The organism is Streptomyces sp. NRRL S-378, assembly GCF_000720645.1.
Classification (GTDB): Bacteria; Actinomycetota; Actinomycetes; order Streptomycetales; family Streptomycetaceae; genus Streptomyces.
The window spans coordinates 202,651-226,477 of the sequence record NZ_JOBX01000001.1 but is presented as its reverse complement, the minus strand read 5'-3'; the positions used below and the strand labels follow the sequence as shown (position 1 = coordinate 226,477).

General features: G+C 71.2%; 17 protein-coding genes and 1 riboswitch. Of the genes, 8 read left to right on the top strand and 9 right to left on the bottom strand.

The window, feature by feature from the left end:
• Positions 1-201 precede the first annotated feature (201 nt).
• Complete coding sequence (locus IH80_RS40540; protein WP_051808604.1) at positions 202-1,029, top strand: hypothetical protein; 828 nt, start codon at positions 202-204, stop codon at positions 1,027-1,029.
• A 108-nt stretch (positions 1,030-1,137) separates the two neighbouring features.
• On the opposite strand, the gene IH80_RS0101080 is transcribed toward IH80_RS40540, so the two are convergent.
• Positions 1,138-2,043, bottom strand: a complete 906-nt coding sequence (locus IH80_RS0101080; RefSeq protein ID WP_030956870.1) for an LLM class flavin-dependent oxidoreductase — start codon at positions 2,041-2,043, stop codon at positions 1,138-1,140.
• 117 nt (positions 2,044-2,160) lie between these two features.
• On the opposite strand from IH80_RS0101080, the gene IH80_RS0101075 reads away from it, so the two are divergent.
• Entirely contained in the window at positions 2,161-3,048 is an 888-nt protein-coding gene (locus tag IH80_RS0101075; protein WP_037878571.1) for a Cof-type HAD-IIB family hydrolase, read from the top strand.
• Between the two features lie 69 nt (positions 3,049-3,117).
• Here the strand turns inward: IH80_RS0101075 and IH80_RS0101070 are convergent, their stop codons facing one another.
• From IH80_RS0101070 to IH80_RS0101055, 4 genes are all read right to left on the bottom strand, one after another.
• A complete protein-coding gene (locus tag IH80_RS0101070; RefSeq protein WP_078906249.1) occupies positions 3,118-4,869 on the bottom strand; it encodes a GAF domain-containing sensor histidine kinase in 1,752 nt (583 codons plus the stop codon).
• Positions 4,870-4,893: 24 nt separating this feature from the next.
• Positions 4,894-8,475, bottom strand: a complete 3,582-nt coding sequence (gene cydD / locus IH80_RS0101065; RefSeq protein ID WP_030956866.1) for a thiol reductant ABC exporter subunit CydD — start codon at positions 8,473-8,475, stop codon at positions 4,894-4,896.
• An 81-nt stretch (positions 8,476-8,556) separates the two neighbouring features.
• Positions 8,557-9,558: a cytochrome d ubiquinol oxidase subunit II gene (gene cydB / locus IH80_RS0101060; RefSeq protein WP_030956862.1), complete on the bottom strand. Its 1,002-nt coding sequence runs from the start codon at positions 9,556-9,558 to the stop codon at positions 8,557-8,559.
• A gap of 18 nt (positions 9,559-9,576) precedes the next feature.
• The gene (locus IH80_RS0101055) at positions 9,577-11,082 is read right to left on the bottom strand and encodes a cytochrome ubiquinol oxidase subunit I (RefSeq protein WP_030956860.1); all 1,506 of its coding nucleotides are present in this window, start codon (positions 11,080-11,082) and stop codon (positions 9,577-9,579) included.
• Positions 11,083-11,268: 186 nt separating this feature from the next.
• Here IH80_RS0101055 and IH80_RS0101050 point away from each other — a divergent pair, with 186 nt between their 5' ends.
• Positions 11,269-11,637 carry a cyclophilin-like fold protein gene (locus IH80_RS0101050; RefSeq protein ID WP_030956858.1) on the top strand — a complete coding sequence of 123 codons (369 nt, stop codon included), beginning with the start codon at positions 11,269-11,271 and terminating at the stop codon, positions 11,635-11,637.
• A gap of 89 nt (positions 11,638-11,726) precedes the next feature.
• Here the strand turns inward: IH80_RS0101050 and hisC are convergent, their stop codons facing one another.
• Positions 11,727-12,806, bottom strand: a complete 1,080-nt coding sequence (gene hisC / locus IH80_RS0101045) for a histidinol-phosphate transaminase (RefSeq protein WP_030956857.1) — start codon at positions 12,804-12,806, stop codon at positions 11,727-11,729.
• 361 nt (positions 12,807-13,167) lie between these two features.
• Here hisC and IH80_RS0101040 point away from each other — a divergent pair, with 361 nt between their 5' ends.
• From IH80_RS0101040 to IH80_RS0101030, 3 genes are all read left to right on the top strand, one after another.
• Entirely contained in the window at positions 13,168-14,283 is a 1,116-nt protein-coding gene (locus IH80_RS0101040; RefSeq protein WP_030956856.1) for a LacI family DNA-binding transcriptional regulator, read from the top strand.
• A gap of 230 nt (positions 14,284-14,513) precedes the next feature.
• On the top strand, positions 14,514-15,839 hold the full coding sequence (locus IH80_RS0101035; RefSeq protein WP_030956854.1) for a metallophosphoesterase: 1,326 nt from the start codon (positions 14,514-14,516) through the stop codon (positions 15,837-15,839).
• A gap of 149 nt (positions 15,840-15,988) precedes the next feature.
• Positions 15,989-16,807, top strand: coding sequence for a hypothetical protein (locus IH80_RS0101030; RefSeq protein WP_030956853.1), 819 nt, complete (start codon positions 15,989-15,991; stop codon positions 16,805-16,807).
• 22 nt (positions 16,808-16,829) lie between these two features.
• On the opposite strand, the gene IH80_RS43450 is transcribed toward IH80_RS0101030, so the two are convergent.
• On the bottom strand, positions 16,830-17,585 hold the full coding sequence (locus tag IH80_RS43450; protein ID WP_037878476.1) for a hypothetical protein: 756 nt from the start codon (positions 17,583-17,585) through the stop codon (positions 16,830-16,832).
• A gap of 319 nt (positions 17,586-17,904) precedes the next feature.
• Between IH80_RS43450 and IH80_RS0101020 the strand changes: the two genes are divergently transcribed.
• Complete coding sequence (locus IH80_RS0101020; RefSeq protein ID WP_030956852.1) at positions 17,905-18,993, top strand: glycosyltransferase; 1,089 nt, start codon at positions 17,905-17,907, stop codon at positions 18,991-18,993.
• Between the two features lie 76 nt (positions 18,994-19,069).
• Here IH80_RS0101020 and IH80_RS45610 read toward each other — a convergent pair whose 3' ends face one another.
• Positions 19,070-19,366: a hypothetical protein gene (locus IH80_RS45610; RefSeq protein WP_030956850.1), complete on the bottom strand. Its 297-nt coding sequence runs from the start codon at positions 19,364-19,366 to the stop codon at positions 19,070-19,072.
• A 1,075-nt stretch (positions 19,367-20,441) separates the two neighbouring features.
• Complete coding sequence (gene thiC / locus IH80_RS0101005) at positions 20,442-22,229, bottom strand: phosphomethylpyrimidine synthase ThiC (protein ID WP_030956847.1); 1,788 nt, start codon at positions 22,227-22,229, stop codon at positions 20,442-20,444.
• Positions 22,223-22,368: riboswitch (TPP riboswitch) on the bottom strand. (Overlaps the previous gene by 7 nt.)
• Before the next feature lie 39 nt (positions 22,369-22,407).
• Between thiC and IH80_RS0101000 the strand changes: the two genes are divergently transcribed.
• Positions 22,408-23,826 (top strand): YibE/F family protein, encoded by a 1,419-nt coding sequence (locus IH80_RS0101000; protein WP_030956846.1) that lies wholly within the window; start codon positions 22,408-22,410, stop codon positions 23,824-23,826.
• Position 23,827 lies beyond the last annotated feature (1 nt).

Genomic DNA, 23,827 nt, shown 5'->3' with positions numbered 1-23,827 from the left:
GAGGCGCAGGCCGTCGTACGGCTGACCCTCGCGGACGTCCTGCTGCGGCGGGGCGGAACGGGGGCCGAGGCGGCGGCGCACGCGCTGACGGCGGCCCACTGGTTCGACCGGGCCGGTCTCGGGGCCGACGGCGGTGCGCAGGCCCGGCTGGTACTGGCCAGGGCGTACGCGCGGGACGAGCGCGCCGCCGAGGCGGCCGAGGTGCTGCAGTCCGCCCTGCCGGACCTGCTGGAGCACGGCGACGGGCAGACCGTGTCCGTACGGGAGTTCCTGGGCGACCTGCTGCGGCGGCTGGGCGAGCTGCGCCCGGCGGCGGAGCAGTACCTGCTGGCGGCGGAGGTGACCAAGGGGTGGGAGGACCCCCGCCCACAGGCGAGTCTCGCGCAGTCGGCCGCAGACGTCCTGAACGACGCGGGTTTGGCCGAGGAGTCGGTCGCCGCCTACGAGCGGGCCCTGGAGCTGCACCGCAGGACGGGCGCGGACCCCGTCGCCGAGGTCCGGGTGCTGCGCTCCCTGGCCTGGCTGGGTCTGCGCGAGGAGATCACCGCCGCGACGGTGGACGGTGCCCGGGGCCGCATGGGAGAGGCCGCCGCGGTACTGGAGGCGGCCCTCGCCGCCGATCCCGGAGCCCCCGCCCTGCGGTCCGAACTCGCCCAGACCTGGCACCAGCTGGCGCAGGTGCTCGACCGGTACGTCTCCACCGCCCTGCCCGCCGCCGGGGACGCGAGCACGGGACCGGCCCCGCTGAGCCCGGCAGAGGTCGACGCACTGCGCCTGGAGGAGATCGAGCTGTGGGACCGGGCCGGCCGGACCTATGCGGAGCTCAGCCCCGGCCACCTGCGGGACCGGTTCCAGTGCCTGAACAACGCGGCCTGGACGGAGCAGGAACGCGATGACGCCGAGGCGGCTGCGGCCCGCGTCTCCGCACTGATCGAGGAGGCACGGGGGCTTCCCGAGGACGAAGCGCCGGACTGGCTCCTGCCCTCCGCGGAGCGGCTGCTGGAACAGCTGAACAGCCGGAACCGCTGAACAGCCGGAACAGCCGGAACGGCCGGGGGAGCCACCGCCAGGGCGGCTGACGGTCCGGAGTCCGCACGGTCATCGCCGCTCCCGCGCGGAGCGGCGATGACCTTGCGATCAGCTGTCGAGCTGCGCCACGGCCTCGGTGGCGATCTTCTCGAAGACGGTCTCGTCCGCGGCGAAGTCGGAGTCCGGGATGGGCGCGTGGATCACCAGCTCCGTGAAGCCCAGCTCGCGGTGCCGGCCCGCGAAGTCGACGAACGCGTCCACGGACGCCAGCACGGTGTTGGCCTCTGGCGTGAAGCCGGTCAGCAGGATCTTTTCCATGGGCTCGGAATCCCGGCCGATCTCCGCGCAGGCCTTGTCGAGCCGTTCGAGCTGCCCGCGCAGGGCCTCCAGCGACTGCTCGGGCGTGCCGTCCTCGAAGAGCTTCGGGTCACCCGTGGTCACCCACGCCTGCCCGTACCGGGCGGCGAGGCGAAGACCGCGCGGTCCGGTCGCGGCGACCGCGAACGGCAGCCGCGGCGCCTGCACACAGCCGGGGAGGTTGCGGGCCTCCTCGGCGGAGTAGAAGGTGCCCTCGTGGCTCACGGAGCCCTCGGTCAGCAGCCGGTCCAGGAGCGACACGAACTCGGCGAAGCGATCGGCACGCTCACGCGGGGACCAGGCCTCCTGGCCCAGGGCCGTCGCGTCGAACCCGTTTCCGCCGGCGCCGATGCCCAGGGTGATACGGCCGCCCGAGACATCGTCCAGGGTGATGAGGTCCTTGGCGAGGGTCACCGGGTGACGGAAGTTCGGCGAGGTCACGAGCGTGCCCAGACGCAGCCGCTCGGTGGCGGCGGCCGCGGCGGTCAGGGTGGGCACCGCACCGAACCAGGGGCCGTCGCGGAAGGTCCGCCACGACAGGTGGTCGTAGGTGTAGGCGGTGTGGAACCCGAGCTGCTCGGCCCGCAGCCACTGGTCCCGGCCCCCCTCATGCCATCGACGTACCGGAAGGATCACCGTGCTCAGACGCAGACTCATGCATCGAGCCTACGGCGGGCCGATGTTTCACGTGAAACATCGGCCCACTCAATGTTTCACGTGAAACAGCGCCCTCGGCGGCAGCCTGGCTTGATCATGGTCCGGTCCTCCCGGCCCATGGGCGAAGATGGAGCCGTGACCTCGGCTCCTCAGTGCCCGGACGGGCCCACCCCCACTCCCCGGCTCATCGCCACCGACCTCGACGGCACCCTGCTGCGCGACGACCAGTCCGTATCGCCGCGTACCGTCGCCGCACTCGCCGCAGCCGAGGAGGCGGGAATCGAGGTCTTCTTCGTCACGGGCCGCCCCGCGCGGTGGATGGACGTGGTCGCCGACCACGTCCACGGTCACGGCCTCGCGATCTGCGCCAATGGCGCGGCGGTGGTCGACCTGCACTCCGGACGGGAGTTCGTACAGGTCAGAGCTCTCCCCAGGGCGGCCGCACTCTCCGTCGTCGAAGCCCTGCGCGCGGCAGCACCCGGCACGTCCTTCGCGGTCGAGCTGACCACCGGCATCAACTACGAGCCCGCCTACCCGCCCTTCTTCAAGGATCCGGGCGCCAGGCTCGCAGCCGCCGAGCAACTGCTCGACGAGAACACGGACGAAGGGGCAGCGCCCGTACTCAAGCTGCTGGCACACCACTCCGAGATCGCCCCGGACGAGTTCCTCGCACTGGCCCGCTCCGCCGCCGGCGCGTACGCGTCGATCACCCGGTCCAGCCCCACCGCCCTGCTGGAGATCAGTGGGCACGGCGTGTCCAAGGCGAGCACGCTGGCGCTGTGCTGCGCCGAACGGGGCATCTCCCCGGACCAGGTGGTCGCCTTCGGGGACATGCCGAACGACGTGGAGATGCTCAGCTGGGCCGGCACCTCCTACGCGATGGGCAACGCCCACCCCGATGTGATCGCTGCCGCGTCCGGCCGTACGGTCGCCAACAACGAGGACGGGGTCGCCCTCGTCATCGAACGCATCCTGGCCGAACGGCTCGCGCGGCACGACGCATAGGCAGGGCAGGCGCAGGCAGGGCAGGCCGGGCGGACACAGGCAGGGCAGGCGCCCGCCGGCCGACTGGCGCTACTGGAGCGGGGCCTCCCACACCAGGGTGGTCCCCCCGCCGTCCTCCCCGAGTCCCGGCCCGTAGGAGCTCGTACCGCCGAGGGACTCCGCCCGCCGCCGCAAGTTGCGCAGGCCGCTGCGCCGCCCGCTCTCGGGGATGCCCACCCCGTCGTCGGCGACTTCCAGCCGGACTCCGGGCCGGCCGTCGGTCAACGTGACGGTGCAGTCCAGGACCACCTCGATCCGGGAAGCGTCGGCGTGCCGGAAGGCGTTGGACAGCGCCTCGCGCAGCGCGGCGATCAGGTTCTTGCCCACGAGCTCGCCGACGACCGTGTCGACCGGTCCGAGGAAGCGGTGCGCCGGTTTGAAGCCCAGCGGGACGGCCGCCATGTTGATCTCCCGCAGGACGCGGGTGCGCAGCCCGGACGGTGCTTCCGAGGGGCCCTGCTGGAGGGCGAAGATCGCCGTCCGGATCTCCTGGATCGTCACGTCCAGTTCGTCCACGGCCTTGCCCACGCCGTCGCGGACCTCGGGCACGATCGACCTGCGCTGGGCGCCCTCCAGCATCATCCCGGTGGCGAACAGCCGCTGGATGACCAGGTCGTGCAGGTCACGTGCGATCCGGTCGCGGTCCTCGAAGACCGCCAGCCGCTCCCGGTCGCGTTGTGCCTCGGCCATCATCAGCGCGAGGGCCGCCTGTGAGGCGAACTGAGTGGCCAGGGTCCGCTCGGACTCGCTGAAGGGCCGTCCGCCGCGGGCCCGCGGGGTGACCAGGGCGCCCAGGACCCGCCCGCCGCTGTGCAGGGGGAGCATCATGCAGGGACCGAACTCGCTGGTGAGCGGACTGGCCATGCGGGGGTCGGACGAGGCGTCGTCCGTGAAGACCGGCTCGCCGCACAGCAGATGGTCGACCACAGGGCTCTCGGCCGGGATCACCACGCCGAGCGAGGTGGCCGCGCTCTCCGCCGATACGGCGACGATCTCCATCCCGCCATCCTCGGCCGGCAGCAGGACGATCCCGGCGGCGGAGTCGGCCAGGCGGCGGGCCTGTTCGGCCACCACCGAGAGGGCGTCGTCGGCGTCCCCGCCGGACAGCAGGGCGGTGGTGACGGCGACCGAGCCGTCGATCCAGCGCTCGCGCTGGGTGGCCGCCTCGTACAGCCGGGCGTTGCCGATGGCGATGCCCGCCTCGGTGGCCAGCACCCGGACCATGTGGACGTCGTAGTCGCTGAACTCGACGCCGCCGTGCTTCTCGGCGAGGTACAGGTTGCCGAAGATCTCCCCCTGCACCCGGATCGGGACACCGAGGAAGGTCTTCATGGGCGGGTGGTGCGCCGGGAAGCCCGCCGAGCGCGGGTCCTTCGTCAGGTCGGCGAGCCGGACGGTGTCCGAGTGCGAGATCAACGCTCCCAGCAGGCCCCGCTTCCCGTCCGGACGGTGGCCGATCTTTCGGGCCACCTCCGGGCTGATCCCGTACGTGACGAAATCGGAGAGCCCACGGCCCTCCCTGTCGACGACACCGAGCGCCGCGTAGCGGGCGTCCGCGAGCTCGGCCGCGGTCTCGCAGATGCGGTCGAGCGTCGAGTGCAGCTCCAGCCCGGTACCGACCGACCGCATGGCCTCCAGCAGCTGCGGCACCCGGGCCGTGAGCTCGGTCGACAGTCCGTGCAGGCTCTTGGTGGCCTCGGTGGCGGCGGCCAGGGAATCCGGTGTCCCCTGCGAGGGATCCGGCAGCGGATCCGATGAGTGCTGCGACGACTGCGCTGACATGTCCTTGAGCCTAGTTAGTCCCCATTAGACGGGAAAGTTGGCCAAAGTCCGGTCGGTTTCCCGTTCCCGCTCCAGCATCCGGCGCAGCGGCCCTTCGACGGCGGCCAGCTCCGCGTACTCCCCGCGCTGCACGACCTCGCCGCGGTCCAGCACGAGCACCTCGTCGACCGCCGCCAGGCCGGCCAGCCGGTGCGTGATCAGCACGGTGGTCCTGCCCTCCGTGGCGGCCAGCAGGTCCGCGGTCAGGGCGTCCGCCGTGGCCAGGTCCAGGTGCTCGGCCGGCTCGTCCAGGACCAGTACGGGGAAGTCCGCCAGCAGCGCCCGGGCCAGGGCCAGGCGCTGGCGCTGGCCGCCCGAGATCCGCTCGCCGTGCTCGCCGACCAGCGTGTCCAGCCCGTCCGGAAGGCCGTCCGCCCACTCCAACAGCCGGGCCGCGGCCAGCGCTTCCCTCAGCTGCTCCTCGCTCGCGCCGGTCCGGGCCAGCCGGAGGTTCTCCCGGACCGAGCTGTCGAAGAGGTGCGCGTCCTGGGCGCACAGACCGACGAGCGCCCGTACGTCATCGCTGTCGAGCGTGCGCGCGTCCACACCGGCCAGGCTGTAGGAGCCCTCGGCCGGGTCCAGGAACCGGAGCACGACCTGGGCCAGCGTGGTCTTGCCGGAGCCCGAGGGGCCGACGACCGCGATGCGGCGGCCGGCCTCCAGGGTGAGGTCCAGCCCGCGCAGCGCGTCGCGCTCCTGGCCCGGGTGGCGGGCGGTGAGTCCGGCCAGCCGGAGCGGGAAGGGCGAGGCGGGAGCGGCGGCGGGCTGCTCGGGCTCGGCCACGGGAACGGGCGCGTCGATGACCTCGTAGACCCGTTCGGCGCTGCGGCGTACCCGCTGGCGGTACTGGACGGCGAGGGGCAGTCCGCTCACCGCCTCGAAGGCGGCGAGCGGCGTCAGGACAGCGACGGCCATCGCGACCCCGGACAGCCGTCCGTCGTGGACCGCGTTCGCGGCGACGGCCGCGGCGGCGACGACCGTGAGCCCGCAGACCAGGGCGGACAGTCCGCCGCCCAGCCCGCCCGCGGCGGCGCCCCGCGCGGCGATGCGCGTCAGCACGCCGTCGCTCTCCCGCGCCCGGTCCTTGCGGTCCGCCAGCGCCCCGGCCACCGTCAGCTCCGCGGTGCCGGTCAGCAGGTCGGCCACCCGGGTGGCGAGTTCGCCCCGGGCGGGCGCGAGCCTGCGCTCCGCACGGCGTGCGCAGGCACCGCTGACCAGCGGTACCCCGACGCCCGCGGCGAGCAGCCCGACGGCGAGCACGGCCCCGGCCTCGGGCAGCAGCCACGTGGTGAAGGCGACGGAGCCCGTGCCGACGAGCACCGCGGTACCGACGGGCAGCAGCCAGCGCAGCCAGTAGTCCTGCAGGGCGTCGGCGTCGGCGACCAGCCGGGCCAGCAGGTCCCCGCGCCGGTGTTCGCGCAGTCCGGCGGGCGCGATGCGCTCCAGCCGCCGGTACACCGACACCCTGAGGTCGGCGAGCATGCGCAGGACGGCGTCGTGCGAGACGAGCCGCTCGGCGTACCGGAAGACGGCGCGGCCCATTCCGAACGCCCGGGTCGCGGTGACCGCCACCATCAGGTAGAGGACGGGGGGCTGTTCGGAGGCCCTGGAGATCAGCCAGCCCGACACGGCCATCAGGCCGACGCTGCAGCCGACGGCCAGCGCTCCGAGCAGCAGTCCCAGCCTGAACCGTCCTTGCCATGCCTTCGCCACCGCCCGCACCCGGCGCAGCGGATCCGCGCCCCCGGTGTCGGACGTGGCGCCGCGGGTCCTCACCCGCTCGGGGGCGGCGCCGAGGATCCACTCCCCGGCGTCCGGGCCCAGACCGTCGGGGAGGGGCTCCTCGGCTCGTGTCCCGGTCCCTCCGGGACGGGGGAGCGGTCCTTCGGGCAGCGCGGGTCCGGAGAGGGGCTCGGCGGGAACGGGACCGGCCGTCATGCGGACCACCCGGTCCGCGACGGCGAGCAGGGCCGGCCGGTGCACGACCAGCAGCACCGTCCGTCCCGCGGAGAGCCGCCGGACCGCGTCCACGATCCCCGCCTCGGTCTCGCCGTCCAGCGCCGCCGTCGGCTCGTCCAGCAGCAGGACCGGCCGGTCGGCCAGGAAGGCCCGCGCCAGCGCCAGCCGCTGCCGCTGCCCGGCGGACAGGCCCACGCCGCCCTCGCCCAGGAGGGTTTCGGCGCCACGCGGCAGTGCGGACACGAACTCCCAGGCCCCGGCGTCCTTCAGTGCGGCGGTCACGTCGCCGTCACCTGCCGCGGGCCGGGCCAGCCGTACGTTCTCGGCGACGGTCCCGGCGAACAGGTGCGGCCGCTGGGGCACCCACGCGATCCGCTCCCGCCAGTGCTCCGGCGACAGCTCGGCCAGGTCCACACCCGCGATGCGGACCCGCCCGGCGGTCGGCCGCACGAATCCCAGCAGCACCTGCAGCAGCGTGGACTTGCCGGCGCCGCTCGGCCCGGTGACGGCCACGCACTCCCCCGGTGCGACGGTCAGCGAGACCGGCCGGGGCGAGTCCTCGTCCCGGCCCTCGTAGCGGACGGCGACCCCGTCGATCTCGATCCGCAGGGGGGTGCCGACCGTCAGTTCCGCCGTGCCGGCCGGACCGGCGGCGGGGGCTTCCAGGATCTCGAAGATCTCCTCGGCGGCCGCCAGCCCTTCCGCGGCCGCGTGGTACTGCGCCCCTACCTGCCGCAGCGGCAGGTAGGCCTCGGGCGCCAGGATCAGGATGACCAGCCCGGTGTAGAGGTCCAGTTCGCCGTGGACCAGTCGCATGCCGATCGTCACGGCGACCAGCGCGACCGAGAGGGTCGCCAGGAGTTCCAGGGCGAAGGACGAGAGGAAGGCGATGCGCAGCGTCCGCATGGTCGCCCGCCGGTAGTCGTCGGTGATCTTGCGGATCGACTCGGCCTGCGCCTTGGCCCGGCCGAAGACCTTCAGCGTGGGAAGCCCAGCCACCACGTCGAGGAAGTGCCCGGACAGCCGCGACAGCAGGCGCCACTGGCGGTCCATCCGGGACTGGGTGGCCATGCCGATGAGGACCATGAACACCGGGATCAGGGGGAGGGTGACCACGATGATGGCCGCCGACACCCAGTCCTCGGTGACGATACGGGCGAGCACCGCCACCGGCACCACGACCGCGAGGCCCAGCTGGGGCAGGTAGCGGGAGAAGTAGTCGTCGAGCGCGTCCACGCCCCGGGTCGCCAGCGACACCAGCGCCCCGGTCCGCTGTCCGCCCGGACGTCCGGGCCCGATCTCCGCGGCCCGGTCCAGCAGCCGGCCCCGCAGTTCCGACTTGACCGCCGCACTGGCGCGGTGCGCGGCCAGCTCCGTCAGCCATGCGATCAGAGCGCGACCGAGCGCCACCGCTGCGAGCAGCAACAGCGGCGTGCGGAGCGCAGCGCCGCCGAGGCCCTGCTCGAAGGCTCCCACCACGATCTCGGCGATGAGCATCGCCTGGCCGACGACCAGCCCCGCCCCGGCCAGCCCGAGAGCCACCACCGCCCCCAGGAAGAGGCGGGTGGAACGGGCGTACCGGAGCAGGCGCGGGTCGATCGGTTTCACGTGAAACATCCTCCGGGGGAGGGCCGGCCGGGCCGGCGGGTCGGGCGGCGCGAGAAGACGGTCGCGTCCACGGGCACGGAATCAGTGCGCGTCGACGATGTGCTGCGTCCCGATCCGCTTGCGGAACACCCAGTACGTCCAGCCCTGGTAGAGCAGTACGAGCGGGGTGGCAACGGCGGCGCACCAGGTCATGATCTTCAGCGTGTAGGGGCTGGACGAGGCGTTGGTGACGGTGAGGCTCCAGGCCGCGTCGAGCGAGGACGGCATCACGTTCGGGAAGAGCGTCAGGAAGAGCATGGCGACGGCCGCCGCGATGGTGATCCCGGACAGTGCGAACGACCAGCCCTCGCGCCCCGCCAGGTTGAAGCCGAGCGCCCCGAGCAGGGCCAGCACCGCGACGGCCATCGCGACCAGGCTCTTGCCGTCGCCGCGCGAGACCTGGGTCCAGATGAGGAAGACCAGGGCGAGCACGGCGGCGACGAGGCCCAGCACGGTCGCCGTCCTGCGTGCCCGCTCCCGGATGTCACCGACGGTCTTGAGCGAGGCGAAGACCGCGCCGTGGAAGGTGAACAGGGTGAGGGTGACCAGCCCGCCGAGGAGCGAGTAGACGTTGAGCAGGTCGAGGAAGCTGCCGACGTACTCCTTGTTCTGGTCGATCTTCACTCCGCGCACGATGTTGGCGAAGGCCACGCCCCACAGGAAGGCCGGGATCAGCGAGGTCCAGAAGATCGCGTGTTCCCAGTTGGTCTGCCAGCTGTCCTCGGGGCGCTTGTGCCGGTATTCGAAGGCCACCCCGCGGATGATCAGGCAGACCAGGATGAGCAGCAGCGGCAGGTAGAAGCCGGAGAAGAGGGTGGCGTACCAGTCGGGGAAAGCGGCGAAGGTCGCACCGCCCGCCGTGAGCAGCCAGACCTCGTTGCCGTCCCACACGGGCCCGATCGTGTTGATCAGGACCCGCTTCTCCGTACGGTCGCGGGCGAGCAGCTTGGTCAGCACGCCGATGCCGAAGTCGAAGCCCTCCAGGAAGAAGTAGCCGGTCCACAGGACGGCGATCAGCACGAACCAGACGTCGTGGAGCTCCATGGTGCGTTCTCCTCAGCCTCAGTACGAGAAGGCCATCGGCCGGTCGGGGTTCTTGTCGTCCCCGCCGATCTTGGTGGGCGGGTTGAGGTCGGCCTCGGTGAGCTCCGGCGGGCCGAGCTTGACGTACTTGACGAGGAGCCGGACCTCGATCACGGCGAGCACGGCGTAGAGCAGGGTGAAGCCGATCATCGAGGTGAGGACCTCGGCCTGGGAGACGTTCGGCGAGACCGCGTCCCGGGTGCGCAGGACCCCGTAGACCACCCACGGCTGACGGCCCATCTCGGTGAAGATCCAGCCCCAGGAGCTGGCGATGAGCGGGAAGCCCATGGTCCAGAGGGCGACGATCCAGTAAAGGTTGCCGATCTTGGGGCTCAACGCCTTCTTGAAGAGCACCAGGTGGGGGACCTCGTCCTCCCCGGTGCGCAGCCCCGTCGGGAGCAGGAACTTCCTGCGGGTGAGCCAGAGCCCCAGCATGCCGATACCGACCGAGGCCATGCCGAAGCCGATCATCCAGCGGAAGCCCCAGTAGGCGACCGGGATGTTGGGCCGGTAGTCGCCCGGGCCGAACTTCTCCTGCTCGGCCTTGTTGACGTCGTTGATGCCCGGGACGAAGGAGGTGAAGTCGTCGTTGGCCAGGAAGGACAGCAGACCCGGGATCTCGATGGCCACCTTGTTGTGGCCCTTTTCGACGTCGCCGTAGGCGAAGACGGAGAAGGGCGCGGGGGCCTCGCCGTCCCAGAGGGCCTCGGCGGCGGCCATCTTCATGGGCTGCTGCTTGAACATGACCTTGCCGAGCAGGTCACCGCTGATCGCCGTGCCCAGGCCGGCGATGATCAGGACGACCAGGCCCAGGCGCAGCGAGCTGCGCATCACCGGGACGTGCTTCTTGCGCGCCAGGTGGTAGGCGGAGATGCCGACCATGAACGCACCGCCGACGAGGAAGGCGGCCGTGATGGTGTGGAAGAACTGCGTGAGCGCGGTGTTCTGGGTGAGCACCAGCCAGAAGTCGGTGAGCTCGGCCCGGCCCCGCTCCTCGTTGATCCGGTAGCCGACCGGGTGCTGCATCCAGGAATTGGCCGCCAGGATGAAGTAGGCGGACAGGACGGTGCCGATGGACACCATCCAGATGCACGCCAGGTGGATCTTCTTGGGCAGCTTGTCCCAGCCGAAGATCCACAGTCCGATGAAGGTGGACTCGAAGAAGAAGGCGATCAGTGCTTCGAAGGCGAGGGGCGCGCCGAAGATGTCACCGACGAACCGCGAGTAGTCGGACCAGTTCATGCCGAACTGGAACTCCTGGACGATGCCGGTGACGACACCCATCGCGATATTGATCAAGAAAAGCTTTCCCCAGAACTTCGTGGCCCTGAGGTACTTCTCCTTCTCGGTGCGCACCCAGGCGGTCTGCAGGCCGGCCGTGAGGGCGGCGAGCGAGATCGTCAGGGGTACGAAGAGGAAGTGATAGACGGTGGTGATGCCGAACTGCCATCGCGCCAGGGTTTCTGGCGCCAGAGCCAGGTCCACGTCGTCTCCTTCGCGTCGCCGTGATCACAGCGGCAGCCTGCCTTCCGAGCCCGCCCATTCCGGGAGGAAGCAGACACGCTTGTGAACGCGTTCACATTCACAAGCATTATGGCGCATCGCATTCGGCCACCTTCCAGCGGGGTACCCCTCTAGCCAATCGATTCAACAGATTGTTGAATCTGGCTCATGCAGATTCGAATCTCCTGGCCCGCGGGCCAGCTCACCGCAACCCTCGACGAGACCCCGACCAGCAAGGCGCTGACCGAGGCCCTTCCGATCTCCGCCTCCGCGCACACGTGGGGCGAGGAGGTCTACTTCGACACCGGCGTCTCCGTGGCCCTGGAGCACGACGCCCGGCAGGTCGTCGAACCCGGCACGGTCGCGTTCTGGACCGAGGGCGACGCCCTCGCGCTGCCCTACGGTCCGACGCCGATATCGCGCGCGGGCGAGAGCCGCCTGGCGAGCCCGTGCAACGTGCTCGGCTCGTTCGACGGCGACCCCCGCCTGCTCTCCACCGTTCGCGACGGCGATCCCGTTCGCGTGGAACTGGCCTAGACCCCCGCCCCACCCGTCCTCACGGCGCTCCCGCCGGCCGGCCGGACGGGACGCGGCCCGCGCCGCTGCCGGAACCCGCGCCGCGGAACCTAGAGCTCCTTGAAGAACGCCTCCGCCGTGTGCAGGAAGAGGTCGTTCGCCTCGGGCTCACCGATCGTGACCCGAAGGCCCTCGCCCGCGAAGGGCCGGACCACCACACCGGCCTTCTCGCAGGCCGCCGCGAAATCGACGGTCCGCTCGCCCAGGCGCAGCCACACGAAGTTCGCCTGCGTGTCCGGCACGGCCCAGCCCTGCGCCAGCAGCGTCGCGTGGACCCGCGCACGCTCGCCCACCAGCGCACCGACCCGGCCCATCAGCTCGTCCTCGGCGCGCAGCGAGGCAACCGCCGCATCCTGGGCGAGCTGGCTGACGCCGAAGGGCACCGCGGTCTTGCGCAGCGCCGCCGCCACCCGCTCGTGCGCGACCGCGAATCCGACCCGCAGGCCGGCGAGCCCGTACGCCTTGGAGAACGTACGCAGCACGGCGACGTTGGGGCGGTCGCGGTACAGCTCGATGCCGTCCGGGACGTCCGTGTCGCGCACGAATTCGCGGTACGCCTCGTCCAGGACCACCAGGACGTCCGAGGGCACCTGGTCCAGGAAGCGCTCCAGCTCGGCCCGGCGCACGGCGGTGCCGGTGGGGTTGTTCGGGTTGCAGACGAAGATCAGCCGGGTCCGCTCGGTGATCGCCGCGGCCATGGCGTCCAGGTCGTGCACGTCGCCCTCGGTCAGCGGGACCTGCACCGAGGTCGCGCCCGAGATCTGCGTGATGATCGGGTACGCCTCGAAGGACCGCCAGGCGTACATGACCTCGTCGCCCGGGCCCGCCGTGGACTGGATCAGCGACTGGGCCACACCCACCGAGCCGGTGCCCGTGGCCACGTGCTCGACCGGCACACCGAACCGCTCGGCGATCTCGTTCACCAGGCCGGTGCAGGCCATGTCCGGGTAACGGTTGAAGGCACCCGCCGCCGTGACGGCGCTCTCCAGCACCCCGGGCAGCGGCGGGTACGGGTTCTCGTTCGAGGACAGCTTGTACGCGACGGGCCCGCCCGCGGCAGCCGGCTTTCCGGGCTTGTACGTCGGAATGCCGTCCAGCTCGGCGCGCAGCTTCGGGCTCTTCTCGCTCACCGCAGGTCCTCCTCGACCGTCCCGTCCGACGTCGCCGTCGACTCAATACTGCTCACCTTATGAGGATTCCGCCCTCCCGAGAATGGGGGCGCCTGGATTGTGGGGGAGCGCGCGCATATATGCGCGCGCCGGTGGCCTGCGCCGTGGCGCGCATCCCTCGTGCAGGTGAGTTGCGGGCGACACGAAAGCGCGCCGTTTTGGCATGCCCGGTCCCGCCGACAAGCTCCACCGTCAGCATGGGCGACCAAAAGCCTTTATTTCCAAGGTCATTGGGGGTGGCGAACCATGCAGAAACGTGCCTGTCAACGCGTGCATATGCACCCGGACCGCCCACCCCACCGAGCCCTACTATCGGCTCGCCATGACAGCAGCAGGGAAGCATCAGGTGAGCCGGACCGAGACCACCCGGCGGGCCGCCGGCCGACAGGGCCGGGCCGGCATCAGGGACGTGGCCGCCGCGGCGGGCGTCTCCATCACGACCGTCTCCGACGCGCTCAATGGCAAGGGACGGCTGCCCGATGCCACCCGCCGCCACGTTCGCGAAGTAGCCGACCGGCTGGGCTACCGCCCGTCGGCCGCCGCCCGCACCCTCCGTACGGGCAAGTCGGGCCTCATCGGCCTGACCGTCACGACGTACGGGGATGAACCTTTCACCTTCACCGAATTCGCCTACTTCGCCGAGATGGCCAGGGCCGCCACCTCGGCGGCGCTGGCCCGCGGGTACGCCCTCGTCATCCTCCCCGCCACCTCCCGCCACGACGTGTGGTCCAACGTCGCCCTCGACGGCACCGTCGTCATCGATCCCTCCGACCACGATCCCGTCGTCACCGAGCTGGTCCGCCAGGGCCTGCCGGTGGTCTCCGACGGCCGGCCCGCCGGCTCCCTCCCCGTCACCGCATGGGTCGACAACGACCACGAGGCCGCCGTGCTCGGCCTCCTCGACCACCTCGCCGCCGCCGGCGCCCGCCGGATCGGGCTGCTGACCGGCACCACCACCGACACGTACACCCGCCTGTCCACCACGGCCTACCTCAACTGGTGCGAGCGCGTCGGCCAGGACCCCGTGTACGAGTCCTACCCGGCCCACGATCCGTGCGCGGGCGCCGTCGCCGCCGACCGGCTCCTCGCCCGCCCCGACCGCCCCGACGCCGTCTACGGTCTTTTCGACCCCAACGGCACCGACCTGCTCGCCGCCGCGCGCCGCTACGGCCTGCGCGTCCCCGAGGACCTGCTGCTCGTCTGCTGCAGCGAGTCCACCGTGTACGCCAACACCGAGCCGCCCATCACCACGCTGTCCCTCAAGCCGCGCCGCATCGGCACCGCCGTCGTGCAGCTGCTCATCGACGCGATCGAGGGCGTGGACACCGGACGCCCGGTCGAACAGGTCGTCCCGACCGAGCTGATCATCCGTACCTCGTCCCAGCGCAGGCAGCCCCGAACGACGGTCAGCCCGCCCCGGACTCCGGCCCAGGACTGACGGCCGGACCGTCCGGTCGGCCTGATCGGCGGCCGTCCGGAATTTCAACAACCGGCAATATCGGGCAAAAACGGTAGGAACGATACGCTCCGCAAAGGATTCACCACCCCTGGTGCGTCACACAGCGCGAGCCGCATTCCTATGATGGGCGCACGACATCACGGACCCTCCTCCCAGGAGGTCAGGAGGGTCCGCAGGTGTACGGCAGCGCGACGGTGGTGGAGGGGTCGATGACTCAGGGGGCCGGTCAGGGACCCGCGATGCGGACGGAAACGCTGCGGGACTTCCGGGTGCCAGTCACCGAACCCGCCGCCCCGTACGCCGTATCCACCGGTCTGCCCGACGAGGCCCCCGTGTACGGCGAGTACCCCGCGTACTACGAGGACGGCGCGCGGGCCGCCGTGCCGCCCCAGCCCGGGTACGCGCCGCAGCCGCCCGCGACGCCGGTCCCGCAGCCCGAACCGCACCGCGAGCAGCACCGCGATCCGCGTCACGACCCGCGGCAGGACCCGCGCCACGAGGAGCACCCGCACGGCCGCCCCCAGGGTCACCCGCACCCCCACGCGCACACCGACGCCGAACCGGTGCACTCGATGACCAAGGGCCCCGAGGAGGACGAGCCCGAGGGCTACACCCCGACCTACCGGGATCTCCCCGTCATCGGCCGCACCCCGCTCGGCGGCCCCGGCGATACCGTCCAGGTCCAGTACGTCCCGCAGGACGCCTCCGGCCCCGGCCCGCTGTACGTCGTCGGCGACGTCCACGGCTACCTCGACGAGCTCGTCACCGAGCTGCGCGCCCAGGGCCTGATCGACGCGGAGGGCCGCTGGTCCGCGGGCAACGCCCGGCTCTGGTTCCTCGGCGACTTCACCGACCGCGGCCCCGACGGCATCGGCGTCATCGACCTCGTCATGCGGCTGTCCGCCGAGGCGGCCGCGGCCGGCGGCTACTGCAAGGCCCTGATGGGCAACCACGAACTGCTGCTCATCGGCGCCAAGCGGTTCGGCGACACCCCCGTCGTCTCCGGCGCCGGCACCGCCACCTTCCAGGCCGCCTGGCTGCTCAACGGCGGCCAGCGCACCGACATGGAGCGCCTGCAGGACGTGCACATCCAGTGGATGTCGAGACTGGACGCGGCCGTGCTGGAGGAGGACCACCTGCTGCTGCACTCCGACACCACGGCCTACCTCGATTACGGCGACTCCATCGAGGACGTCAACGACACGATCCACGAGCTCCTCAACCGGGGCGACGTCGACATCACCTGGGACCTCTTCCGGAAGTTCACCAAGCGCTTCGCCTTCCGCGACGAGGAGACCGGCCCGCAGGCGGTCCGCGAACTGCTCGACACCTACGGCGGCAGCCGCGTCGTGCACGGCCACAGCCCGATCCCGTACCTGCTGGGCGAAGTGGGCACCGAGGACGGCGACGAGTCACGCGGACCGGAAGCCGTGGACGGCCCGCACGTCTACGCGGACGGGCTCGCCATCGCGATGGACGGCGGGGTGACGATGGCGGGCAAGCTGCTCGTCGTACGGCTTCCGCTGAGCGACTGAGAGCTTACGCAGAGGGGTATTTCCGGAAAGCCCCTGTCACGGCGCGGTGTGGTCGCTCTACCATCGCACTATCCGTAGCAGGCTCTCCTCCGTTTCAGCCGGCACCCGGGTCTACGCGCGGCAAACCGGCTTCTACGGAGCATCGGGGGATGCACATGACCAGCGCTCCGCACCTGCTGACCGAGGACCGGCCCGAGTTCGACCGGCTCATCGACGAAGCACTGCGCGCCGCGAGCGAACGGCCCGAGCTCGCCACTCTCGGCGAACGGCTGAACGCCGAACAGCTGCGCACCATGGCCCAGGGCGCCAGCGCCCTGCTGGCGGCCGCAGCGGCCGCCGAGTACGGCCACTACGTGAAGGTCCGCGAGGAACGACGCGACGAGACGCTCTCCGGCCCCGCAACGACGGGGGACGAGGACGGCGACGGGAGCAGCGGCGGCGGCGCGGGCGTCAGCGCCGTGGTCGCGGTCCTCGCACCGGTCCTGGCGGGCACCGCCATGCTGATCTTCCTGCTCGTCGGCTACATCCTGAAGATGATCGAGCCCGAACCGGCCTTCGCGCAGACCATGCTGACGGCGGGTTGGCTCTTCGGGGCGCTCACCGCGGCCGCCCTCCTCTTCGCCGTGATCGGTCTGCTGGTCACGGCTGTCCGCAACAGCGCGACCGAGGTGGCCGCGGACGAGACCGAGGCCATACCCGACGAGGTGGCGCGGGCCCGCGAGGCCTGGCGGCACGCCCTTCTGGAGCGCGGCATCATCCCGTTCCTGCGGGACGCGCTGGCCGATCCGAGCGCGGGCCCGGGGTTCCCGACCCCCCGCACGCCAGGGGCCGGGCGCATCCCCAGTCTGGGGTACACCCGGCCCGACTTCACCAGTCCGGGAACCCCTTCGCAGGGGTCCCCGCCCGGCTACACGTCACCGGACTTCACGAGTCCGGACTTCGGCGGTCAGGAGCAGAGGCCGGAGTAACGGCTCCGGCCGGCTCCGCGGCCTACTTCAGCGCCTTCGGCAGGTGGTTGGGGTCCATGGGGAGAACCGGCTGCGCGTTGGCCCGCAGCGGCGGCGGCGGGTCGCCCGGGTTGGGCTGCGGTACCGCGTCGTTCCACACTCCGTCACACGTGAGCGCGTCGGGAGTGCCCGGGACCACGGTGCAGAACGTCTCCCAGATCTCTCCCTCTTCGGTGATCACTTCGATCTCCAGCCGGTTGGCCTGGTGGGAGATGGATACCCCGCAGGCGCCTTCCGGATAGTTTCCCTCTTCGTTGGTGGTGAGGTCGTACCAGATCCAGGGGCCCACGGTGGTGTTCTGGATCTCGCGGACGCCGGCGTAGGTGATGCCGTCGGGGGTGAGTGCCGCCTTGAACTCGCGGTCGCTGTTGTCCCGGACCCCGTCGACGTCCACGCAGGCGCCCGTGCCGGTCGCACCCGTCGCGCCGGTGGCACCGGTCGCGCCCGTGGCACCCGTCGCGCCCGTGGCACCCGGCTCGCCGCGCGGACCCGTGGGGCCGGTCGGACCCGTCGGACCGCGCTGGCCCTCGCACTTGTCGCCGCCGCCGCGTGGGCCGGCCTGGACGTCCACCGCTCTCGGATCGTGGTTCGAGCTCTTCTTCGTCGTGCAGTCACCACCGCCGGTGGGAGTTGCCGACCGGACCGTGGCGGCCGCCTGGACGGTCTGCGCGGTGGCGAACGCCGGACTGGCGATGCCCGCCATCACCAGGGCCAGTGACGCCAGCGTGCCTCCCTTCACCACAGCACTCCGCCGGGCCACCGGGCCGAGGGGTGACCTGGTCCTGTTCACGGGGCTCATATACGCCGCTCCTTCTCGAAACCGAAACGAACGATGGGCGATCGGCCCGGACGGGCCGCCTCGCTCATAGTCGGTAAATCGGATTGCAGAAATGAGGCGCCCCGCACCGCAGTCATCTCATCGGACCAGCGACAGACCCCCAATGGCGGCTCTCATCGCGCCTTCCTTGCACCCCATTGGCCGGATCCCTACGGTCGCCTCACGATCGTCTTCACCACCACCGTGGACGGGATCCTTGAAAGCAAAAATCTGCCTGAACATGATCGTGAAGAACGAGGCCGCGGTGATCAGGCGCTGTCTCGAATCCGTACGCCCTTTGATCGACACCTGGGTGATCGTCGACACCGGGTCGACCGACGGCACCCAGGAGATCATCCGGGAATTCTTCAGTGATCTCCCCGGTGTCCTGCACGAACGCCCCTGGAAGGGTTTCGACGGCAGCCGCAGCGAGGCGATCGACCTGGCCCGCTCCAGCGCGGACTACCTGCTGTTCATCGACGCGGACGACGTGATCGAGGTGGAGCCCGGATTCCGGATGCCGGAGCTCACTTTCGACGCGTACGGCGTCGCCGTGCACCACCAGCCCGTCATTCACTGGCGGCCGGCTCTGGTCTCGACCCGACTGCCCTGGAAATACGTCGGTGTGCTGCACGAGTACCTCGATTGCGAGGAGTCCTTCACCCGAGGAGAACTCGAAGGCTTCCATATCCGCATCGTCGGCGGCGGAGCCCGCCAGGGCGAAGGGGGCGACCGGGAGAAGTACCTCCGCGACGCCGGGATCCTCGAAAAGGGCCTGCGCGAAGAACCCGGGAACGCCCGCTACGCCTTCTACCTGGCCCAGAGCTGGCGCGACGCGGGCGAGCCGGAGAAGTCCCTGGCCGCCTACGACCACCGGGCCTCCATGGGCGGCTTCGCCGAGGAGGCCTACTGCGCCCGGCTCTACGCGGCACGCCTCGCGGCGGGCCTCCGGCGTCCGCCGGCCGAGGTGATGGACCGCTACCTCCGCGCCCACGAGAGCCGTCCCGGGCGGGCCGAAGCGCTCGGCGATCTGGCACGCCTGTGCCGTCTCGACGGACGTTTCCCGCTGGCGTACCTGTTCGCCCGTCAGGCGGCGCGGATCCCGAGGCCGGACGACATCCTGTTCGTCGAGTTCGACTGGTACGAATGGCGCGCGCTCGACGAGCTCGCCGTGTCCGCCTACTGGGTCGGGGCGTACGAGGAGTCGCTGCAGTGCTGCGAGCGGCTCCTGCGGGAGGGCAGGCTGCCGGAGAGCCAGCGTGAACGGGTCGTTGAGAACCGCGCGTTCGCCCTGGGCAAGCTGGGACCGGAGTACCAGGTGGTGGCCTGAGGGCCACTGTTCCGGCACGGCCGAGGGGCCGGACGCGTCCATGGCGGGGGATGCGTCCGGCCCCTCGGCCCTGTCCCTACCGTCCGGTGCGGTTCGGGAAGCCCTTGCCGCGGAGGGCCACGACCGGACCGGGGGTCAGTTCGGTCCACCCCTCGTCCCAGACGAAGGTGGTGCCGTTGGTGTCACCGTGTGTCTGGTAGACCCGGTTGTCCGTGGTCAGGACCCTGATGTAGGTGTTCGTTCCCTGGTTGACGAGGGCGATTCCGCAGGCCGTGGCGGCGGGAAAGCCGGGGTTGTCGCCGTCCGAGACGTTCTGCCAGACGGGCACGCCTCCGGCCGTGGCCGCGCGGCCGGCGTAGGCGGCGCCGTTCACGAGGACGACACCGAACGACTCGCTGTTCGAGGTTGCGACGGAATCGATGTCCCGGCAGCGAAGAGTGGCACCCGTGGCCCCGGTCGCACCGACCCCGCCCGTGGCCCCCGTCGCACCGGTGGAACCGGTGGCCCCGGTCGGTCCAGTGGGGCCCGTAGCACCGGCAGCCCCATCAGCACCGGTAGCACCCGTAGGACCGACCGCACCATCTGCACCCGTGGCGCCCGTAGCACCGGTCGCGCCATCTGCACCCGTGGCCCCGGTAGCACCGTCGGCACCAGCCATACCCGTCGCACCAGTGGCACCAGTGGCACCTGTAGCCCCGGTGGCACCATCCGCACCCGTAGCCCCAGTCGCACCGTCGGCACCCGTGGCGCCCGTCGGGCCGGTCGGGCCCGTCGCGCCGTCCGCGCCATCGGCACCGTCCGCGCCGTCCGCCCCCGTGGCTCCGGTCGGTCCTGTCGGTCCGGGCCTGCCCGGCTCGCACCGGTCGCCGCCGCGGGGGCCGGCCAGGAGGAGGTCCAACGCCGTCCGGCCGTCGTCCGGGGCGGAGTCCGGGCCCCGGTCCGGCTCGAGGTCCGCCCACGGGTCCGGCTCCCGGTCCCGGTGGTGGTGCCCGTCCGGTTCGCAGCCGTCCCCGCCCGCGCGGCTCGCCGCGTCGACCCGCTCGGCCGCCCGGACGCCCTGCGCCACGGCGATGGAAGGGCCGGCCACTCCCATCATCACCAGGGCGAGCGACGCCAGCGTGCCGGCCTTGCGCCACGTACTCCTCGGCAGGGGGCCAAGGGGCGACCTGGTCCTGTTCTCGGGGCGCATACCACTCCTTCTCGAAACCGGTCGAACGATGGTGGCGGGCCTCTCCGGCCACATCGGTAGCGTGTGAACCGCCGCCATGAGCAGGCGGGACACCTCGCAGAAAAGTCCACTTATCGGACTATTGATGCGACACCAATGGCCTCCCCTGCCGGACCACGGCCCGGCCCCCTCCGTCCGACGGCACGAAAACGGGCGGACCCGCGACTCCCCCCATGGGTCGCGGGTCCGCCCGTCCGCAGTCGGGTCCTGCCGGCCGGCCTCAGTCGGCCAGCGGCAGGTAGACGCGGTTGCCCGAGGCCGCGAACTCGGCGGACTTCTCCGCCATGCCGGCCTCGATCTCATCGGCCTTCAGGTCCCCGCCGTGTTCACGGCGGATGTCCTGCGAGATCTTCATCGAGCAGAACTTCGGACCGCACATGGAGCAGAAGTGCGCGGTCTTGGCCGGCTCGGCGGGCAGGGTCTCGTCGTGGAACTCACGGGCCGTGTCCGGGTCCAGCGCCAGGTTGAACTGGTCCTCCCAGCGGAACTCGAACCGCGCGTCGGACAGGGCGTCGTCCCACTCCTGGGCGCCCGGGTGCCCCTTGGCGAGGTCCGCGGCGTGCGCCGAGATCTTGTACGTGATGACGCCGGTCTTGACGTCGTCCCGGTTGGGCAGGCCCAGGTGCTCCTTGGGCGTGACGTAGCAGAGCATTGCCGTGCCCCACCAGGCGATCATCGCGGCGCCGATGCCCGACGTGATGTGGTCGTAGGCGGGCGCGACGTCGGTGGTCAGCGGGCCGAGCGTGTAGAACGGCGCCTCCTCGCAGATCTCCTGCTGGAGGTCGATGTTCTCCTTGATCTTGTGCATCGGGACATGGCCCGGACCCTCGATCATCGTCTGCACGTTGTGGCGCTTGGCGATGGTGTTGAGCTCGCCCAACGTCTTCAGCTCGGCGAACTGCGCCGCGTCGTTGGCGTCCGCGATGGAACCGGGGCGCAGGCCGTCGCCCAGCGAGTACGTGACGTCGTACGTCGCCAGGATCTCGCAGAGCTCCTCGAAGTTCGTGTAGAGGAAGTTCTCCTTGTGGTGCGCGAGGCACCACGCGGCCATGATCGAGCCGCCGCGCGAGACGATGCCGGTCTTGCGGCGGGCGGTCAGCGGCACGTACGGCAGCAGCACGCCGGCGTGGACCGTCATGTAGTCGACGCCCTGCTCGGCCTGCTCGATGACCGTGTCCTTGTAGATCTCCCAGGTCAGGTCCTCGGCACGGCCGTCGACCTTCTCCAGCGCCTGGTACAGCGGCACGGTGCCGATCGGGACGGGGGAGTTGCGCAGCACCCACTCGCGGGTGGTGTGGATGTTGCGGCCCGTCGAGAGGTCCATGACCGTGTCCGCGCCCCATCGGGTCGCCCAGGTCATCTTCTCCACCTCCTCCTCGATGGAGGAGGTGACGGCGGAGTTGCCGATGTTGGCGTTGACCTTCACCAGGAACTTCTTGCCGATGATCATCGGCTCGATCTCGGGGTGGTTCACGTTCGCGGGGAGCACCGCGCGGCCTGCGGCGATCTCCTCGCGGACGACCTCGGGGGAGACGTTCTCGCGGATCGCGACGTACTCCATCTCCGGGGTGATCTCGCCGCGGCGGGCGTACGCGAGCTGCGTGACGGCGGCGCCGTCACGGCCCCGGCGGGGCTGGCGGGGACGGCCCGGGAAGACCGCGTCGAGGTTCTTGAGGCCACCGCGCGGTGAGGTGTGCTTGATGCCGTCGTCCTCGGGGCGGACCGGGCGCCCGGCGTACTCCTCGGTGTCGCCGCGGCTGATGATCCAGTTCTCGCGCAGCGGCGCGAGGCCCCGTCGCACATCGGTGTCGATCTGCGGGTCGGTGTACGGACCGGACGTGTCGTAGAGCGTCACGTCCTTGCCGTTGGTGAGGTGGACCTGGCGGACCGGCACCCGGATGTCGGGGCGGGAGCCCGCCACGTAGCCCTTGTGCCAGCCCGGCTTGCGCTCGGTCGAGCCGTCGGCGTCCTGGCTGACGGCAGGCGTGCGTGCGTCCTGAATGGTCATGAGACCTATCTCCCTACGCCGGCATTACCCGGTAACAGGTTCGGCGGTCGACGCAGCCTCCTCCCGTGCGCATCCGTGATGCGCGTACGGTGATCAGCGTCCTCTCAGCCCGGTGCTCCGAGCTCCCGCGTTGTGCAAAGTAGCCCCCACGCTAGCGTCATCCATGGCGTGCTGAACAGTGGGCCCCCTCATCTCTTGCGATGATCTGTTGGTGACGTCATCGCCGCAGCCCCCCACCGAGCCCAATGAGCCCAGTGCCCACTCCGGCCACGCGCACGACGGCCATGGTCACTCGTCCGGCCATTCCCACGGCCATGCGCACAGCCATGGACACGGGCCGGCGGCCCCTGTCTCGAAGCACCTGCGCAAGGTCATCGCGGCCGTGCTGATCCCCTTCGCCGCCGCCGTCCTCGTCGGCCTGGTGGTGCTGTGGCCGGGCGGCACGCCCGGCCACGAGCGGACCGGGGTGGGCTTCGACCGGCAGACCCAGCAGGCCAGGGTCGTCTCGCTGGAAGAGGTCGACTGCAAGTCCGTGAACGCCTCTCAGGCAGCGCCGCCCGGCGGGTCGCCGTCGGGCGGCGCGGCGCGGGCCGCGCAGACCGGGGACTGCAAGAAGGCCACCGTCGAGATCGGCACCGGCCCGGACAAGGGACGCACCTTCGTCGAGATCGTCCAGCCGGGCGCGCCACGGCAGTTGGCGGACGGCCAGGAGGTGGTGGTGGCCTACGCCCCGGACGCGCCCCGCGACCTGCAGTACTCGGTGATCGACGTGAACCGCAAACTCCCGCTGGCGGTGCTGGCCGGCATCTTCGCGCTCGCGGTCGTCCTCGTCGGGCGGATGCGCGGGCTGTTCGCGCTGATCGCACTGGTCGTCAGCTTCGGCGTGCTGACGCTGTTCATCCTGCCCGCCATCCTCCAGGGATCGAACCCCCTGGTGGTCGCGGTGGTCGGGGCGAGCGCGATCATGCTGATCGCGCTCTACATGTGCCACGGCCTGACCGCCCGCACCTCGGTGGCGGTCCTCGGCACGCTCGTGTCGCTGCTGCTGATCGGCCTGCTCGGCTCGGTGTTCATCGACTGGGCGTTCCTCAGCGGCAACACCGACGACAACACCGGGCTGATCCACGGGCTGTACCCGGACATCGACATGAGCGGTCTGCTGCTCGCCGGCATCATCATCGGATCGCTGGGCGTGCTCGACGACGTGACGGTCACCCAGACCTCGGCGGTCTGGGAGCTCCACCAGGCCGACCCGTCGATGGGGCCGCGGGCCCTCTACCGGGCCGCCATCCGGATCGGCCGCGACCACATCGCGTCGGTGGTCAACACCCTGGTGCTGGCCTACGCGGGCGCCGCGCTCCCCCTGCTCCTGCTGTTCTCCATCGCCAACAGCAGCGTGGGATCGGTCGCGAACAGCGAGCTGGTCGCGGTGGAGATCGTGCGCACCCTCGTCGGCTCGATCGGGCTGGTCGCCTCGGTGCCCGTGACGACGGCGCTGGCCGCGCTGGTGGTTTCGGCCGACCGGCCGGAACCCCCGGCCGTCGCACCGGGCTCGGGACCGGTGCGCGGCGGCCGGGGCCGGCGGCGCAAGCGCTGAA

What these genes read in the sequence shown, in the direction of transcription:
- IH80_RS0101080 (WP_030956870.1), bottom strand. Translation starts at nt 2,043, where the DNA reads ATGAGTCTGCGTCTGAGCACGGTGATCCTTCCGGTACGTCGATGGCAT.
- IH80_RS0101075 (WP_037878571.1), top strand. Translation starts at nt 2,161, where the DNA reads ATGGGCGAAGATGGAGCCGTGACCTCGGCTCCTCAGTGCCCGGACGGG.
- IH80_RS0101070 (WP_078906249.1), bottom strand. Translation starts at nt 4,869, where the DNA reads ATGTCAGCGCAGTCGTCGCAGCACTCATCGGATCCGCTGCCGGATCCC.
- cydB (WP_030956862.1), bottom strand. Translation starts at nt 9,558, where the DNA reads ATGGAGCTCCACGACGTCTGGTTCGTGCTGATCGCCGTCCTGTGGACC.
- IH80_RS0101050 (WP_030956858.1), top strand. Translation starts at nt 11,269, where the DNA reads ATGCAGATTCGAATCTCCTGGCCCGCGGGCCAGCTCACCGCAACCCTC.
- IH80_RS0101040 (WP_030956856.1), top strand. Translation starts at nt 13,168, where the DNA reads ATGACAGCAGCAGGGAAGCATCAGGTGAGCCGGACCGAGACCACCCGG.
- IH80_RS0101035 (WP_030956854.1), top strand. Translation starts at nt 14,514, where the DNA reads ATGACTCAGGGGGCCGGTCAGGGACCCGCGATGCGGACGGAAACGCTG.
- IH80_RS0101030 (WP_030956853.1), top strand. Translation starts at nt 15,989, where the DNA reads ATGCACATGACCAGCGCTCCGCACCTGCTGACCGAGGACCGGCCCGAG.
- IH80_RS0101020 (WP_030956852.1), top strand. Translation starts at nt 17,905, where the DNA reads ATGATCGTGAAGAACGAGGCCGCGGTGATCAGGCGCTGTCTCGAATCC.
- thiC (WP_030956847.1), bottom strand. Translation starts at nt 22,229, where the DNA reads ATGACCATTCAGGACGCACGCACGCCTGCCGTCAGCCAGGACGCCGAC.